Annotated in this window: 12 protein-coding genes; 3 read left to right on the top strand and 9 right to left on the bottom strand. The window is 68.2% G+C overall.

The window, feature by feature from the left end; translation table 11 throughout:
- Positions 1–14: 14 nt before the first annotated feature.
- From WA670_RS11290 to WA670_RS11260, 7 genes are all read right to left on the bottom strand, one after another.
- Positions 15–1,211 (bottom strand): cytochrome P450, encoded by a 1,197-nt coding sequence (locus WA670_RS11290; RefSeq protein ID WP_037810567.1) that lies wholly within the window; start codon positions 1,209–1,211, stop codon positions 15–17.
- Entirely contained in the window at positions 1,208–2,476 is a 1,269-nt protein-coding gene (locus WA670_RS11285) for a methylaspartate mutase (RefSeq protein ID WP_134667394.1), read from the bottom strand. Before WA670_RS11285 ends, WA670_RS11290 begins: the two co-directional genes overlap by 4 nt.
- Positions 2,473–2,949, bottom strand: coding sequence for a cobalamin B12-binding domain-containing protein (locus tag WA670_RS11280; protein WP_037810569.1), 477 nt, complete (start codon positions 2,947–2,949; stop codon positions 2,473–2,475). The genes WA670_RS11285 and WA670_RS11280 overlap by 4 nt, the downstream gene beginning before the upstream one ends.
- Complete coding sequence (locus tag WA670_RS11275; protein ID WP_275291325.1) at positions 2,946–4,160, bottom strand: type III PLP-dependent enzyme; 1,215 nt, start codon at positions 4,158–4,160, stop codon at positions 2,946–2,948. Before WA670_RS11275 ends, WA670_RS11280 begins: the two co-directional genes overlap by 4 nt.
- Positions 4,157–5,626 carry an AMP-binding protein gene (locus WA670_RS11270; RefSeq protein ID WP_336157645.1) on the bottom strand — a complete coding sequence of 490 codons (1,470 nt, stop codon included), beginning with the start codon at positions 5,624–5,626 and terminating at the stop codon, positions 4,157–4,159. The genes WA670_RS11275 and WA670_RS11270 overlap by 4 nt, the downstream gene beginning before the upstream one ends.
- A 181-nt stretch (positions 5,627–5,807) precedes the next feature.
- The gene (locus WA670_RS11265; RefSeq protein WP_336157644.1) at positions 5,808–7,562 is read right to left on the bottom strand and encodes a hypothetical protein; all 1,755 of its coding nucleotides are present in this window, start codon (positions 7,560–7,562) and stop codon (positions 5,808–5,810) included.
- 80 nt (positions 7,563–7,642) lie between these two features.
- Positions 7,643–9,145, bottom strand: coding sequence for an AMP-binding protein (locus WA670_RS11260; RefSeq protein WP_336157643.1), 1,503 nt, complete (start codon positions 9,143–9,145; stop codon positions 7,643–7,645).
- Between the two features lie 235 nt (positions 9,146–9,380).
- Here WA670_RS11260 and WA670_RS11255 point away from each other — a divergent pair, with 235 nt between their 5' ends.
- Complete coding sequence (locus WA670_RS11255) at positions 9,381–9,626, top strand: phosphopantetheine-binding protein (RefSeq protein WP_037810574.1); 246 nt, start codon at positions 9,381–9,383, stop codon at positions 9,624–9,626.
- On the opposite strand, the gene WA670_RS11250 is transcribed toward WA670_RS11255, so the two are convergent.
- Entirely contained in the window at positions 9,619–10,578 is a 960-nt protein-coding gene (locus WA670_RS11250) for an ACP S-malonyltransferase (protein WP_336157642.1), read from the bottom strand. The genes WA670_RS11255 and WA670_RS11250 overlap by 8 nt on opposite strands.
- Positions 10,571–11,503 (bottom strand): proline iminopeptidase-family hydrolase, encoded by a 933-nt coding sequence (locus WA670_RS11245; RefSeq protein ID WP_037810576.1) that lies wholly within the window; start codon positions 11,501–11,503, stop codon positions 10,571–10,573. Before WA670_RS11245 ends, WA670_RS11250 begins: the two co-directional genes overlap by 8 nt.
- Positions 11,504–11,738: 235 nt before the next feature.
- Here WA670_RS11245 and WA670_RS11240 point away from each other — a divergent pair, with 235 nt between their 5' ends.
- The gene (locus tag WA670_RS11240) at positions 11,739–13,010 is read left to right on the top strand and encodes a nucleotide disphospho-sugar-binding domain-containing protein (RefSeq protein WP_238604581.1); all 1,272 of its coding nucleotides are present in this window, start codon (positions 11,739–11,741) and stop codon (positions 13,008–13,010) included.
- Entirely contained in the window at positions 13,001–14,116 is a 1,116-nt protein-coding gene (locus tag WA670_RS11235; protein WP_238604580.1) for a sensor histidine kinase, read from the top strand. Before WA670_RS11240 ends, WA670_RS11235 begins: the two co-directional genes overlap by 10 nt.
- Positions 14,117–14,123 lie beyond the last annotated feature (7 nt).

Here is a 14,123-nt window from a genome sequence, read left to right as displayed (position 1 = left end):
TTAGGGGCGGGAAATCACCAGGCGACGCGCAGCAGCGACGGGCCGCGCACGATCACCCCGTACTCCCATTTCACGCCCTCGCGCCCGTCCGCGAGCCGCAATTCCGGGAACCGCTCCAGAATCGCTTTCAGCCCCTCCTGCAGTTCGAGCCGCGCCAGCTGCGCGCCGATGCAGTGGTGCGGGCCGTGCCCGAACGCGACGTGCGGGTTCGGGCTGCGGGTCAGGTCGATGACGTCCGGATTCGCGAAGACCTCCGGGTCGCGGTTCGCCGCGTGCAGCGCGGGCAGCACCGGGTCGCCCGTCCGCACCACGACGTCGCCGATCCGGATGTCTTCGGTGGCGTAACGCGCGAACATCGCGGCGGTGTTGATCGGCACCCACCGCAGCAGTTCTTCCACCGCGGTCGGCATGATCTCCGGCTGCGCCCGCAGTTGCGCGAGCAGTTCCGGTTGGGTCAGCAGGGTGAAGATGAAGCTCGGCAGCGCCGTGGAAACCGTCTCCACGCCACCGGTAAGCAACCCCGCGCCCGCGATCGCGATCAGCTCGTTCTCAGTGAGCTTGTCACCGGCGTCCCGGGCATACACGAGCGCGCCGAGGAGATCGTCGGTCGGCTCCTCACGGCGCTGCGCGACCAACTGGGCCACATAGTTGTCCAGCTTGTCGCCGTAAACGTCGAGCACGTCGCCCTTCGCCGTGGCGTCGCCGACCAGCGCCTGGGTCCACTCGCTGAAGATCGAATGGTCTTCCTTCGGCACGCCGAGCAGCTTGCAGATCACCGTCACCGGCAGCGGCCGCGCGAGATCCTCGACGAGGTCGCCGGGCGCGCCCTTCTCGATCATCTCGTCGATCAGCTGGTGCACCAGGGTGCGGACGCTCTCGCGCATCGCCTCCAGCCGGCGCGCGGTGAACGCCTTCATCACGAGGCGGCGCAGGCGGGTGTGGTCCGGCGGGTCCATCCCCATGATGCCGTCGCCCATCTGCTGGCGACGCATCCGCGGCTGGTCGAGACCCTGTGCCAGTTCGCGGCTGAACCGCGGGTCGGCGGTCACCAGCTTGACGTCGGCGTACTTCGTCGCCAGCCAAGCCTGTTCGCCGAACGGCATCTGGACCCGGCTCATCGGCTCGTCGCGCTGCAACTGGTGGTAGGTCTCGGAAACGGACGTCTCGTGCATGTCGAACGGATACGCCCGGACAGTCCGGCGAGTGCTCATCGCGGTTCCCCTCCGATCGCGGTCATCGGCTGCTCCAATGCCTGGGTGTCATGGGTGTGCTGGACGTAGGAAAGCGCCGACATGAGCGTCGACGAGGTGATCCGGCCGCTCGGCGCGCGTTCGGCGATCCCGCGCAACGGCAGCGAACCGAGCTCGGACCAGCCGAGCCTGCCGTCCGCGTCGAGCGTGCTGCGCGCCTGTCCCGCGTTGTCCGGATGCAGGCAGTACGGCACGTCGAGCAGACCGCGTTTGAAGGCGACCACGAGCGCGCGGTCGAGATCGGCATGACTGTTCAGCACCGCGTCGACCAGGGCGTAGGCCTCGCGGTAGACCTGGTTGTCCTCGTCCACAATGGCTTTGATCCCCCTCGCCGACGCAGCCGCGTGTTCGAGCGCGGTGACGTTCTCCGCGACGGTCGGGATGCGGTGCGCTTCGGCGGCGGTCTTCACGATCAACCGCTCCGAATCGGTGCTCATCGCCAGCTCAGCGGCCTTGCCCAGCAACAGCATCGCGCCGTCGGGCGTGCGCGGGAAGAGACCCATGTACGCGTAGATCACCACGTGCCAGGTCGCTTCCGGCAACAGCTCGGCGCACAACCGGCGCAGCGCGGCGACGGCTTCGCGGTCCTGATGCAGATTCGTTTGCTGCGCGTAGCTCACCGAGATGCTGCGCAGGCCCTTGCGGTAGAAGAACAACGCCTCCAGGACGCTGATCGCCACCAGCTCGCTCGGCGGACACAGCTGTCCCAGCATGCAGCCGCCGAACGTCTCCAGATGCGGACGGCCGCCCGGATGTTCGGCATCGACCAGCAGATCGCAGCAATACGCCCAATTCCGCACGGACTCGTCGAGCGGCGTACGACTGTAGGGCAGGCAGTAGGAAATCGGTCCGCCCTCGGTGGCGTGCAGGCCGGCGGCGATCATCGCGCGGAAGATGTCCACCGGTCGCGCCGAACCGTGCCGGACCTGCACCGGGAAGTCCGGGCCCTCGAGACCGTCGAGCATCGCCCGGGTCACCTCGGGCGGATGGTTGACAATCGGGTAGCCATTGAGCGGAATTCCGTTGCGCAACGCGTGTGCCGCGGAATCGGTGTCGCGGACGCGGGTGTAGCTGTCGAGCGTGAGCGTGCCGACGGTCGCGGCGTTCGCCTGTTTCGTCGCGACCAGACCGGCGCGCATCGCGGCCGGGCTGTCGAAGCCCATGCGCGGCTGCACGACCAGTTCCCCGGCCGCGTGCCGCTGCGCGACGAACCGCTCGAAGCTCACGCCTCCTCCAACTGGCTGACGCCGCCGGGAAGCGTGGCCGCGAAATGCCGGAAGGCGGCGGCGTTCTGCTCGTCGAAGACTCCGTCGAACCCGGCGAACAGCAGTTCCGCGGTCTGCTCGTCCGAAAGCGGACCGCCGGTGCCGAGCTTCCCGCCGATGACGATCGGCAGCCGGCGCAGCTCCGGCTGTGCGCGAAGCCGCTGCACGACCCGCAGCCCGTCCTGGTAGCCGTGCCCATTGACGCTGCTCAGCACCAGCATCGCCGGACGGCGGCTGACGCATTCGGACTCCAGCAGCTCGTCCGGCACGCACGCACCGAGGTTCACCACGTCGAAGCCGAGTTCCGCCACGAGAAGTTCGAGGTAGACCAGGTTCCAGGTGTGCGAGTCCGACGCCATGCTGCTCACGATCACCGTGCGCCCGGCGGGTTCTTCGATGACGCTGCCGCTGTACGCGTGGACTTCCTCGCTCATGGCGACACCTCGTAAGCTCGCTGATAATCCAATCGCGACACCGAGATGACCTCGTCGCCGCGGACCACGACTTCGGTAGGCGCGGGGCGGCCGAGGAAGCTGATCAGGCTCGCGGTGACGCCGTACGCACCGACATTCGGCACGGTCAGCAGATCTCCAGCGGACAGCTCGGGCAGCCTCGCGGCCTTCGAAAGCGAGTCACCGGGAGTACACAGTGGACCGACGAGCTGCCCCGGGTTGTCCCCGACCTGGTCGACACCGACCGCGGCGGGCAGCAGACGGCCGATCCCGGAAAGCCCGCCGACCACGTTGATCCCGGCGTCGAGAATGACGAACCGGTGGCCCCGGCTCTCCTTCACGTTCACGACCCCGGCCAGCAGCGTCCCGCACGTGCCGGACAGATAACGGCCGGATTCGCAGGCCAGCTCGACCTCGCCGCCGCGCCATTCCGGCAGGTAGAGGTCGAGAAGCTGTTCCAAACCGTTGCGCAGCTTCGGATAGTCGGTGCGCTCGCCGGGAACCGCGTACGGCGACGAGAACCCGCCGCCGATGTCGAGCAGTTCCAGCGGCAGCCCCGTCTCCTGACGCAGCTGCGCGGCCGACTGCAGCACGAACTCGTACTCGCCGAGCAGCGCGTCCTCGTCCTGGGCGTTGCTCATGGTGAAGAAGTGCGCGCCGACGATCTTCGCCCCGGCGACCGCCTTGAACAGCGGCATCAGCTCGGGCAAGGTCTCCGCGTCGACGCCGAATTGCGAAGGGCGGCCCATCATCCGGATCCCGGTCGACGCACTGCCCTGCGTGGTGTTGATCCGCAGCAGGCACCGCGCGACGGTGTCCTGGCGCTCCGCCGCCGCACCGACATGCTGCAGGTCAGTCAGCGATTCCACGGAGAACAGCCGGACACCCGCGGTGATCGCCGCGTCCAGCTCGCCGTCAGTCTTGCCCGGGCCGGTGTAGAGGATGTCCTCCGGCGCGAACCCGGCGGTCAGCGCGTTGGCCAGCTCGCCGGTCGAGCTGATCTCCGCGCGGCAGCCGCCCTCGCGGAGTTCGCGGGCGATCTCCGGATGCGGGTTGGCTTTCAGCGCGTAATAGACCGCGAACCCCTCTGGCAGCAGGCCGAACAGCTGATCGCGCGACTGCGCGGTCACGTCAAGGTCGTACACGTAAGCCGGCGTGCCGAACCGTGCGGCCAGCTCGTCGTACTTGCTCATTTGCGGGCACCTTCCACCAGCAGGGCGAGTTCCTTCGTCGCGTTCTTGCCGTGCGCGGTGAGCGGGAACTCGTCCACGACGTGGCACAGCGCGGGCACCTTCTGCGGCTCGAGCCGCTGCGCCAGTTCCTTGAGCACCGTGGTCGGCGGCAGGTCGCTCTCCACGCAGATCGCCAGGTCCCGGGTCTCGCTCGGCGGGATCGCGCCCGCCGCGCGCACGCCGGGGATGTCCATCGCGGCCGCCTCGATCTCCAACGTGGACATCCGGATTCCCTTGCGCTTGAACATGTCGTCGCGGCGGCCCTCGAAGTAGAGGTAGCCGTCCTCGTCGAGCCGGCCGTAGTCGCCGGTGTGCAGGCGGAGCTCGCCGGTCGCCTCGTCGCGGCGGAACGCTCGCGCGGACAGCTCCGGGGCGCGCCAGTAGCCGGGCATCACGTGCGGTCCGGCGGCCACGATCTCGCCGATTTCCCCGGCGGGCAACGGAGTTCCGTCGGCAGCGAGGATGTGCACGGTCGTCCCCGGCAGCGGAAGACCCGACGAACCCGGACGCTCGGTGTCCTCCTCGGGCGGCATGACGGTGATCCGCTTGCACTCGGTCTGCCCGAACTGGCGGACGACGCGGACGCCGGGGAAAGCGGCGCGGAGCTTCGCGATGGTCGAATCCGGCAGCGCCGCACCCGTGTTGGTGAACAGCCGCACCGGAGCCGATTCGCCCTGCTCTCGCTCGGCGAGCGTGGCGATCATCGTGGCGAGCGAAGGCACGATCGGGACAACCGTCGCGCCGACCTCGCGCATCCGTTGCAGCAGGCGAAGATCGGATTCGGCGTCGGCGAGCACGATCTCGCTGCGGCCGAGCGTCGAGAGGAGAACTTTGTACAGGCCGTAGTCCCAGGACATCGGAAACCGGCAGAAGACGACGTCGTCCTGGCGGTAGCCGAGCACCGCCTGGATCGCGCCCGCCGCGAAGGTGACCTGCCGGTGCGGCCCGATGACGCCCTTGGGCGCGGCCGTGCTGCCGGAGGTGTACACGAGCACCGCGACGTCGTCCAACTCGACCTCAGTCGGCTCGACACGGGTCTGCTCGCGGTGAGCTTCTTCGACTTCCGTCCACAGTGGAGCGAACTCGTCCGGCTGGAGAATCAGCACCGGCTCGGCGTTCTCGACGACGGAATCGAAGTGGAACTGCTTCATCGCCGGGTTGATCGGCACGAACACCGCGCCCCGCCGCGAGGTCCCGTGGAAGAGCGCGACCAGCGCCCGGTCCGTCGGCAACTGCACCACGACGCGATCGCCGCGCCCGACCCCGCGCCGCGCGAGAACCGCCTCCACCGCGTGACTCCAAGCGGCCAGCTCGGCATACGTCCACACCCCCGCCCGGTCGCGCACCGCGGCGGCGTCCGGCGCACTGGCCGCCGCCGCGTCGAGCAGGGCATGGACGAGAGAACCGGATTCGTTCACGACTGCCACTCCCGAAAGGATTCGTAGAATCACCGTGCCTGCGCGGGATCGCTCCCCGACGTCCGGAAAGTTATCCGCGCGCAGGCGGTGATCCACACCCCTAACGGCCCCTAGCTGGCACTCTGCCGGGCCTCAATGCAGAGCGATGAGAGTCGTTCCCGCTCCCGGGTGCGCCTCGTGCGCGAGTGCGTCAGTTGGTCTGCAAATTTCGCAAATGGGGTCCGATGTAGCCGACGTACACCTTGCCCGTCCGGTGGACATCGTTGTAATAGTGAAGTCTGGGGCTGATCTGGCCGAACTGAGCGATCTTGAAGTGAGCGCCCATGAAGATCCTCTCGCTGGCGTCGACAGCACACGGCACAGGAAAGATGCGTTCCCTTCGCAGCTTGTCCGTCGACTTGACTGCGTCGCTCTCGTCCGCGGCGTGACGTGCTATCGAAAAGGTCCGGCAGCCAGGCGGAGTGTGCGCGAGATAGTGTTGGACGCTGCCGGAGAAGCTACCGTCTGTGATGGCTTGGACGTAGTCGTCTAGCGTGCCGAAGACATCCCAGATCTTGCCCGCCCACGCCCCAGTGTCGTACCGATCAAGGTCACGTACGGTCTCGTAGTTCCCGGTGAACTGGACCAACTCTGATCCCATGATGAGATCGACAAGCTCCTCGTAATCCTGCGGTCGGCGCTCAGTAACCACCGCAGGGGTAGTCCAGATGTCGTCCGGCTTCGCCACACGCGACAACAGCTTTTGGAGCCGACGTGCTTCGGTTTGCGCCGCAGCACGCTCCTCCTCCACATCGGCGAAGTCGAACTGCGTATCTTCAAGTTGTTTCCGCAGCTCCTGATGAGCTTGCCGAACGGACTCGAGTTCCGCCTCATATCCCGAGAGCCTCGCCTCGATAGCTGACCGGGACGCGTGAGCGGCACGGGCCGCCTCGGCTAGATTCCCCAGTTCCAGGACACGCTCGACGGTGACGTCGCCTCCGAGGATTTGGCTCAGTACTCCCGCCACCGGATCGATATGCCTCTGCACGGTCTCGTCGACTCGCGCCGCAGGTACCTCATCAGGCAACTTGTCGAGCGGAGCAATCAGGCTTGCGTTGATGATCTGCGCAAAGATCCGATCGACCCTGACCGCCGCGGTCGGCAGCGGCGTTTCCAACGCCGCCTCCCGGGCTCTCCGTCCCAGCATACGAGCAAGTCGGTGAACCGGGTCGGCAACGATCCGGTCCATGCCGAGCACGCGATGCCGCCGACCATCCTCGCTGTCGTCCAGCAGCACACCCGGTCGGAAGGTGCGAACACACCAGGGGTCGACCCGGTGTCCCTCGCCTACGGCCTTGTTGAACGCGGCGGTGGCGTCCGGCGAAAGAACGTATCCGCCTGCAAGTCCAACGCAGTCACGGAGAAGGTTACGGACGTGATCGAGCCATTGGCCGAATGGCAGCCTCGGATCTGATCCTGCGACGAACACCAGCGTTCTGCGACTTGGGTCGCGTACTGCGTCAACCAGGTCGGCAATCTCGTCCGCATCCCAGATCGGCTGTGCCTCACCATGCCGGACGCCACCCGCGTTCGCATCGAATACCTCCAGCAACGAACGTGCGAGCCGTGGAATGCCCGCCTCGATGTGGCCGGGACCGTCCAGATCGAGCCACAGCCATGGCTTCGACCGGGCATGACCAGGCACATCGATCGTCAGCTGAGTCCTCCAGTGTCCTCCTGAGTTGTGTTCTTTGATCACCGACCGCAAGGAACGCGATCCGTCGGCACGCACCGAATGGTCCAAACTCCCCGTCGCATGATCGGCCAGCGCCACCTCGGTGCCTTCTCGCAGCGCGTCAGCGTCCAGATTCTTTTCCCGCAACCATGAGTGCAGCTGCTCCGAGGCTTTCTTCTCCACGTCTCTGCGCGCGTCGTTGACCTCGACGAACAACCGGTAGCGGAGCATAGGAACCATCCCTTGGCCGGATCTGCGAGTGGGGCGTACCACACCAGTCCCGGGTCGCCAGGATTCCGTTACAAACTCCGTCAGCCCGCGGGCACCGGACTCAGCAGCTCCGCGGCCCGCGCGGCGAGCGTCTTCCGGTCGATCTTCCGATTGGAATTCAACGGGAACTCCTCGACGTGCTCGTACCGCCGCGGGATCACGCCCTCGGGCAGCACCGCCCGCAGCGCCCGCACCAGTTCGATCACCGGCCGCCGCGGACCGGTGTAGAAGACGAACAGCTCCGTCCCGCTGTCCCCTTGGACGCCGAGCGCCACCGCCTGCACCCCACACGTCTCCAGCGCGTGCTCCACCTCGGTGAGCTCCACGCGCCAGCCGAGCACCTGCACCTGCGAATCGAGCCGCCCCAGGTACGCCAGGTCGTCCCCGCCGAGCCGCCGCACCCGGTCGCCGGTGCGGTAGAACCGCTGCCCGTCGCGGTCGAGGAACCGGCCCTTCTCGTCTGCCGGGTCGAGGTAGCCCGGTGTCAGCTGCGGTCCGGCGATGGCGAGCTCGCCCTCTCCCGCCTCGTTCTCGTCGATGAGCACGTACTCGTGCCCCTCGTGCACCGCGCCGATCGGCACCACGCCGTTCACCGCGATCCGCGGGGTTTCCTCGTCGTCCCATCGGTACCCGGCAATGGTGATGGTGAGCTCCGTGGGCCCGTAGAGGTTCTCGGTCACGGAGTTGCCCGCCGCCGCCCGCCAGTCCGCGGTGTCGCGAACGGTCAGTGCTTCCCCGGCGAAGAAGCTCCACCTCAGACCGGGCATCGCAGCTGGGGTGAGCCGTCCGGTGCGACGCACCAGATCGATCGCGCTCGGCGTGGAGAACCACACGGTAAGGCCGCGCTCCTCCACGAACGCCGGCACGTTGCGGTACGCCGCTCCCGGCAGGACCACCGCTTCCGCGCCCGCGCCCCACGCGCAGAAGAGGTCGAACATGGCGCAGTCGAAGTTCAGGTCGAACGTCTGGGAGAAGACGTCGTCCGGGGTGAAGTCGTATCGCGCGTCGAGCAGGCCGAAGTAATGCTCGGTGGAGCCGTGGCCGATCCGGACGCCCTTCGGCCGCCCCGTGGAGCCCGAGGTGAACAGGATGTACGCGGAGTCCTCCGGCCGCACGGCCATCGGCTCACTGAGCGCGGTTTTCGGCTGAAGCAATCCCTTCTGACCGGCCTCCGGAGCCAGCAGCGTCTTCACCGGCGGAGCCACGGTCAGGCCGCGTTCGTCGGCGATGAGCGCGTCCACCTCCGCCGCCTCGACCATCTGCGCGGTCCGGGCCGCCGGGAAGTCCGGCCGCAGCGGGACGACCGTCGCCCCCGCGTACAACCCGGCCAGAATCCCGGCGTAGGCGGTGACGCCCTTGCCGGCCAGCACCCCTACCGTGCGGGCGCCGGACTCCGCCAGCGCGCCGCCCCACAGCAACGCCCGCTCGTGCAGTTCGCCGTAGGTCAGCGTCTGCCCGCCGACGCTGACCGCCGGCCGGGACTCGGAACGGGCCAGCCCGCGCAGAAACCGCGCATGCAGTCCCGAGGTGGTCGTCGTGTCCATCGTGGTCCTCCGCGTTGCTGTGCCGATCGCTGCTGACCCGACCCACAGTCACGGCCTCGTGGCTTCGCGGCAACGGTTCCGTGCCGGGTCGGGGGTCGGGCGGCTTTCGGCCGGATCGGTAATAGGGGTGCCGGTGCGTCGCCCGGAAGCGGCGGCGCGGGGTAAGGTTCAAAACCGAACCGGGCGGTCGGTTTCCCTGCCCGGTGAAGTGCCCGACCCAGCCACCGGAGTAGCCATGTGGGACAGCTCTTTCGACGAAGCCCTCCGCCCGTACCTTCCGTTCCTGCCCGCCGACGAGGCGCTGACCGCCGAGACCCCGCTCAAGGAGTACGGCCTCGACTCGCTCGCCACGGTGGAACTGCTGGCGGTGCTGGAGGAGAAGTACAACGTCCGGTTCTCCGACGACGCGCTGAACCTGGAGACGTTCGAGAACCCCGGACGCCTCTGGACGACGCTGTCGAAGCTGCAGCCGGCTAGCTGACCCGCGAGGGACCCGCGCCGCGCCGCCGCGGCTGCAGCGCGAGCCGCGGGTTCACCGTGGTCACCTCGAACCGGCTGGTGGTGGCGCGGACGCGGCCGAAGAGCGTGTCCGGCCCGGCCACCCACAGCTTGCGCACGCCGAGCTGTTCGAGCGACGAGACGACGTCCGGCCAGCGCAGCGGCTCGACGATGCTGTCCAGCAGCATCGTGCGGACCTGCTCGCCGGTCCGCAGCACCGAACCGTCCTGGTCGGCGATGATCGGAAGGAGGGGATCATCGAAGTCGAGGCCGCCGAGCACCTCGTCCTCGGCCTTGCGCCGCAACGCGCCGAACGCGCGCGAATGCAGCGGAGGACGCATCGTGTACAGCGACAGCCCGCCCATGCCCCGCACGGTCTGCTTGAGCCAGTCGAGGTTCCGCTCCCGCACCGAAACCATGTAGAAGTCGTGGTCGATGTAGCAGGAGATGTCCGACCATTCGCCGCGCCCGTCCAGTTCGGTCAGCGCGTCGCGCAGTTTCTCTTCCGGCGTGCGGACGAACGAGTGCGTGACGACGTCGGTGTGCTCGGTCGCGAAGAACTCGTCGAGGCACTGCGCGAGCTTCGCGGTCATCCACACCGCGTCCGGGAAAGTCAGCGAACCGGCGTACACGCTGGCCGGCTTCTCCCCGAAACTCGGGCCGGTGCAGTAGTCCGGGCTCATCCCGTACTCCTGTTCGGCCCATTCGGCGAGCGCGACGCAGGTGAGCATGAACCCGACCTGGGCGTACTCAGAGTAGTCGCCCTCGGCCTCGCGGAAGCGGTCGACCAGCGAGTAGCCCAGCCGGTCGTCGGCGTCCTTGATGAGCCTGCGCGCGAACGGGTTGATGAGCAGGAACTTGCCGAAGTCGACGAACCGGCACGGGCTCATCCCGGGGAACACGACCGCCGATCCGGCCTGGCTGGCGTCATCCATGACTGGCGACCTCTCTTTCGGCGGGGGAATGGACTTCCTGCAGGAATCCCAGCAGGATTTCGCGGAACCGCTGCGGTTCCTCGAGATGGGGGACGTGGCTCGATTCCGGGAGGATCTCCCAGCGCACGTCGTGGATCCGGTCGTAGTACGGCTGCACGGTGGCCGGGGTGGCCTCGTCGTGCGCGCCGGAGATGAGCAGGGTCGGCACCTCGATGTCGTCGAGGCGGTCGATCACCGAGTAGTCCGCGAGCGTGCCGGTGACGGTGAACTCGCTCGGGCCGTTCATCACCGAGTAGACGGTGTTGTTGTCGGCCATCTCCATGAAGGACGCGAGATAGTCGGCGGGCCACGGCAGCACGCGGCAGACGTGCCGGTCGTAGAAGACGCGCATGAGGTCGAAGTACTCCTGCGTGTCCGTCGTGCCGGCTGCTTCGTGCGCCCGCAGGCCCTCGTCGACGCCGGGCGGGAGCAGCGCGCGGAGCCGGTCCATCTCGCTGCGCCACAGCTCGTACGACGCCGGCGAGTTGGCGATCACCAGCCCGCGCAGGCCGTCCGGGCGCTCCGCGGCGTGCCGCGCGACGACCAGCCCGCCCCAGGACTGTCCATAGAGGACGTAGTTGTCCTCGATGCCGAGCCGGTGCACCAGGTTGTCCAGCTCGTCGCCGAACAGCTCCGGGTTCCAGAACCCGGGGTCGGCGTCCGGCAGCCTGCTCGATCCGCCGCTGCCGAGCTGGTCGTAGTGCACGACCGGGAATCCGTGCTCGGCGAGCTCGGTCAGGCTCAGCAGGTAGTCGTGGGTGCTGCCCGGCCCGCCGTGCACCACGACCACAGCGGGAGCCGCCCCTCCCGGTTGCCCGGTGACCCGGTACCAGGTGCGGTGCTCGCCGAACGGGACCCAGCCTTTCGCGGTGGGCGCCACGGCCATGCTCATCACCTCGTTCGCCTCCCTCGTCCTTCTCCGGCGCAGCGCGGCCGGATCCGGTTACCTGTCTATCCGCCGGAGCCCGCGCGCCACCAGCCCCTAAGGGGCATCTAAAGCCGAGCCAAATCCGCGTTCCCCGCGCCGGATTCAGGGGTCCCCTACCGGGTGGGCGGGGCCGTGCGCCGGCCCTACCGTTTCCGTTGTCCCGCCGCACCTACGAATCCCGGGAGCCGCCGCGATGCGCGTGATGCTGATGGTCCTCCCGACGAGGGCGCGCGTGTACAGCATGGCTCCGGTGGGCTGGGCGCTGGCCGCTGCCGGGCACGAGGTGCGCTTCGTCGGGCAGCGCAACCCGCGCGAGGTCGCGCCGTTCGCCGAGACCGGGCTGGACGCCATGTGGTTCGGCGACGAACTCGACCTCGCCCGGCACCGCAGGCTCCAGGTCGACGGCAACACCGCGAGGCAGGGCGACTTCCGGATCTCCGAAAGCCGTCCCGAGTGCTACACCGACGAGTACGTGCGCAACGTGTACGAGCACTGGGTCGACGTGTTCCGCTGGACCACGCCGGACTCGCTGCTCGACGAACTCGTGCTCTTCGCCCGCCACTGGCAGCCGGACCTCGTGGTGTGGGACCCGGTGGTCTACGCCGCGCCGATCGTCGCGCACGCGCTCGGGGTGCCGCACCTGCGGATGATCGACGCCGCCGACCAGACCGCCCGCCTCGGCGCGCAGTACCGCGACCGCGGAGCCAGCCGCCCCGAAAACACCTCCGGCACGTCGCCGGACCCATTCGTGACGTGGATGTCCGCCGCGGTCGGCCGCTTCGGCGCGGACTACGACGAAACCCTGCGCTACGGCGTGCGGACCATCGACTGCCATCCGTCGTATCTGCGGTACGACGGCGTGGACGTCGACTACCTCCCGGCCCGGTTCGTGCCGCAGGACAAGCCGATGCCCCTCCCGTCGTGGATGCTGGAGCACCCGACGCGGCCGCGGGTGCTGCTCACTCTCGGCAGCTCGGACTGCCAGACCCCCGGCATCGAGCAGCCCTCCATCGGAGACCTGCTGGACGGCCTCGCCGACCTCGACATCGAGGTAATCGCCACGGCGGACGCAAGCCAGCTCGCGCCCGTGCGCGCGATCCCGGACAACGTCCGCGCAGTCGATTCCGCGCCGATGAACGAACTCCTCGCCTCGTGCTCCGCTGTTGTGCACCAAGGCGACGGCGCGACGATCAGCAACGCGGCGGTCAACGGCGTCCCGCAGCTGGTCATCCCAGGCACCACGTGGAGCGAACGCTGCTCAGCGGTTGCGCAGGCGAAGCGCGGCAACGGTTTGCTGGTGGACCTCGAGAACGCAACCCCTTCGAGGGTCCGGGCGGGAGTGTGCCGATTGCTGGAAGAACCGTCCTTTCGCGAATGTGCGCTCGAGGTGCGCGACGAGATGCTCGCGACACCCACTCTCGACGACCTCGTACCGGAACTGGAACGGATGGCGCTATGCCCGTGACGCGGCCGCCGACCATGCGGGCGATCGGGTTTCTCGTGCTGAGCCTCCCGATCCGGCTCGTCGCGTTCGTGCTGATCCTGGTGACCATGCTGGTCGGCGTCGCGACGACGATGCTGTGGATCGGCATCCCCGTCCTGCTGGTCGCGACCTCGCTGATGCGTTCGTATTGCGCCTTCGAACGACGCTGGGCACGCCGGATGCTCGGCGTCACCGTCGCCGAACCGGTCCGCCGGCAGCCGGCCGGACCGGGCATGCTCGCGGTGTGGCAGGCGCGATTGCTCGACGCCGCCACCTGGCACGAGTTCGCCTTCGTGCTCATCGCTTTTCCGTTGGGCATCGTGGAATTCGTGGCGGGCGTCGTATCCATCGCAGTACCTCCTTTCGGTATTTTCGTGGCACCGCGCATCGGGGCCGTGCACGGCGAACTGGCGACGTCGTTCCTCGGCCCGAACCGCACCGCGCAACTGGAAGCGCGCACGCAGCAGCTGCAGAACTCGCGAGCGCGCGGAGTCGACGCGGTGGAGGCCGAACGACGCCGGATCGAACGAGACCTGCACGACGGCGCACAGCAGCGGCTGGTGTCCGTCGCGATGAGCCTGGGCCGCGCCCAGCTCAAACTCGACCTCGACGACCCGACCGCGGTCCGCGAACTCATCGGAGCCGCGCACGCCGACGCCAAACTCGCTGTCTCGGAGTTGCGTGACCTCGCGCGCGGCATCTACCCGCCGGTGCTCCAGGATCGCGGCCTGGACGCAGCATTGTCTTCTCTTACCGCAAGAATGCCTATCCCTATTGAGGTCGAGGTTACCGTACAACCCCGTCCGCCCGCACCTGTCGAGACGACCACTTATTTCATCGTGAGCGAAACGCTCACCAACGTGACCAAACATTCCGGCGCCGACCGCGCGTCCGTGCGAGTGACCCGCGACGACGACACCGTGGTCGTCGAGATCACCGACAACGGCCACGGCGGCGCGTCGATGCGCCCCGGCGGCGGCTTGGCCGGATTGGCCGACCGCGCCGCCACGATCGACGGCGTGCTCACCGTCGTCAGCCCCGCCGGCGGCCCCACCGTCGTGCGGGCCGATCTGCCCGTCCGCTGGTGAATCCTGT

It is taken from the genome of Amycolatopsis sp. VC5-11 (assembly GCF_037034185.1).
GTDB lineage: Bacteria > Actinomycetota > Actinomycetes > Mycobacteriales > Pseudonocardiaceae > Amycolatopsis > Amycolatopsis nivea.
This window is presented reverse-complemented; position numbering and strand designations above follow the sequence as displayed.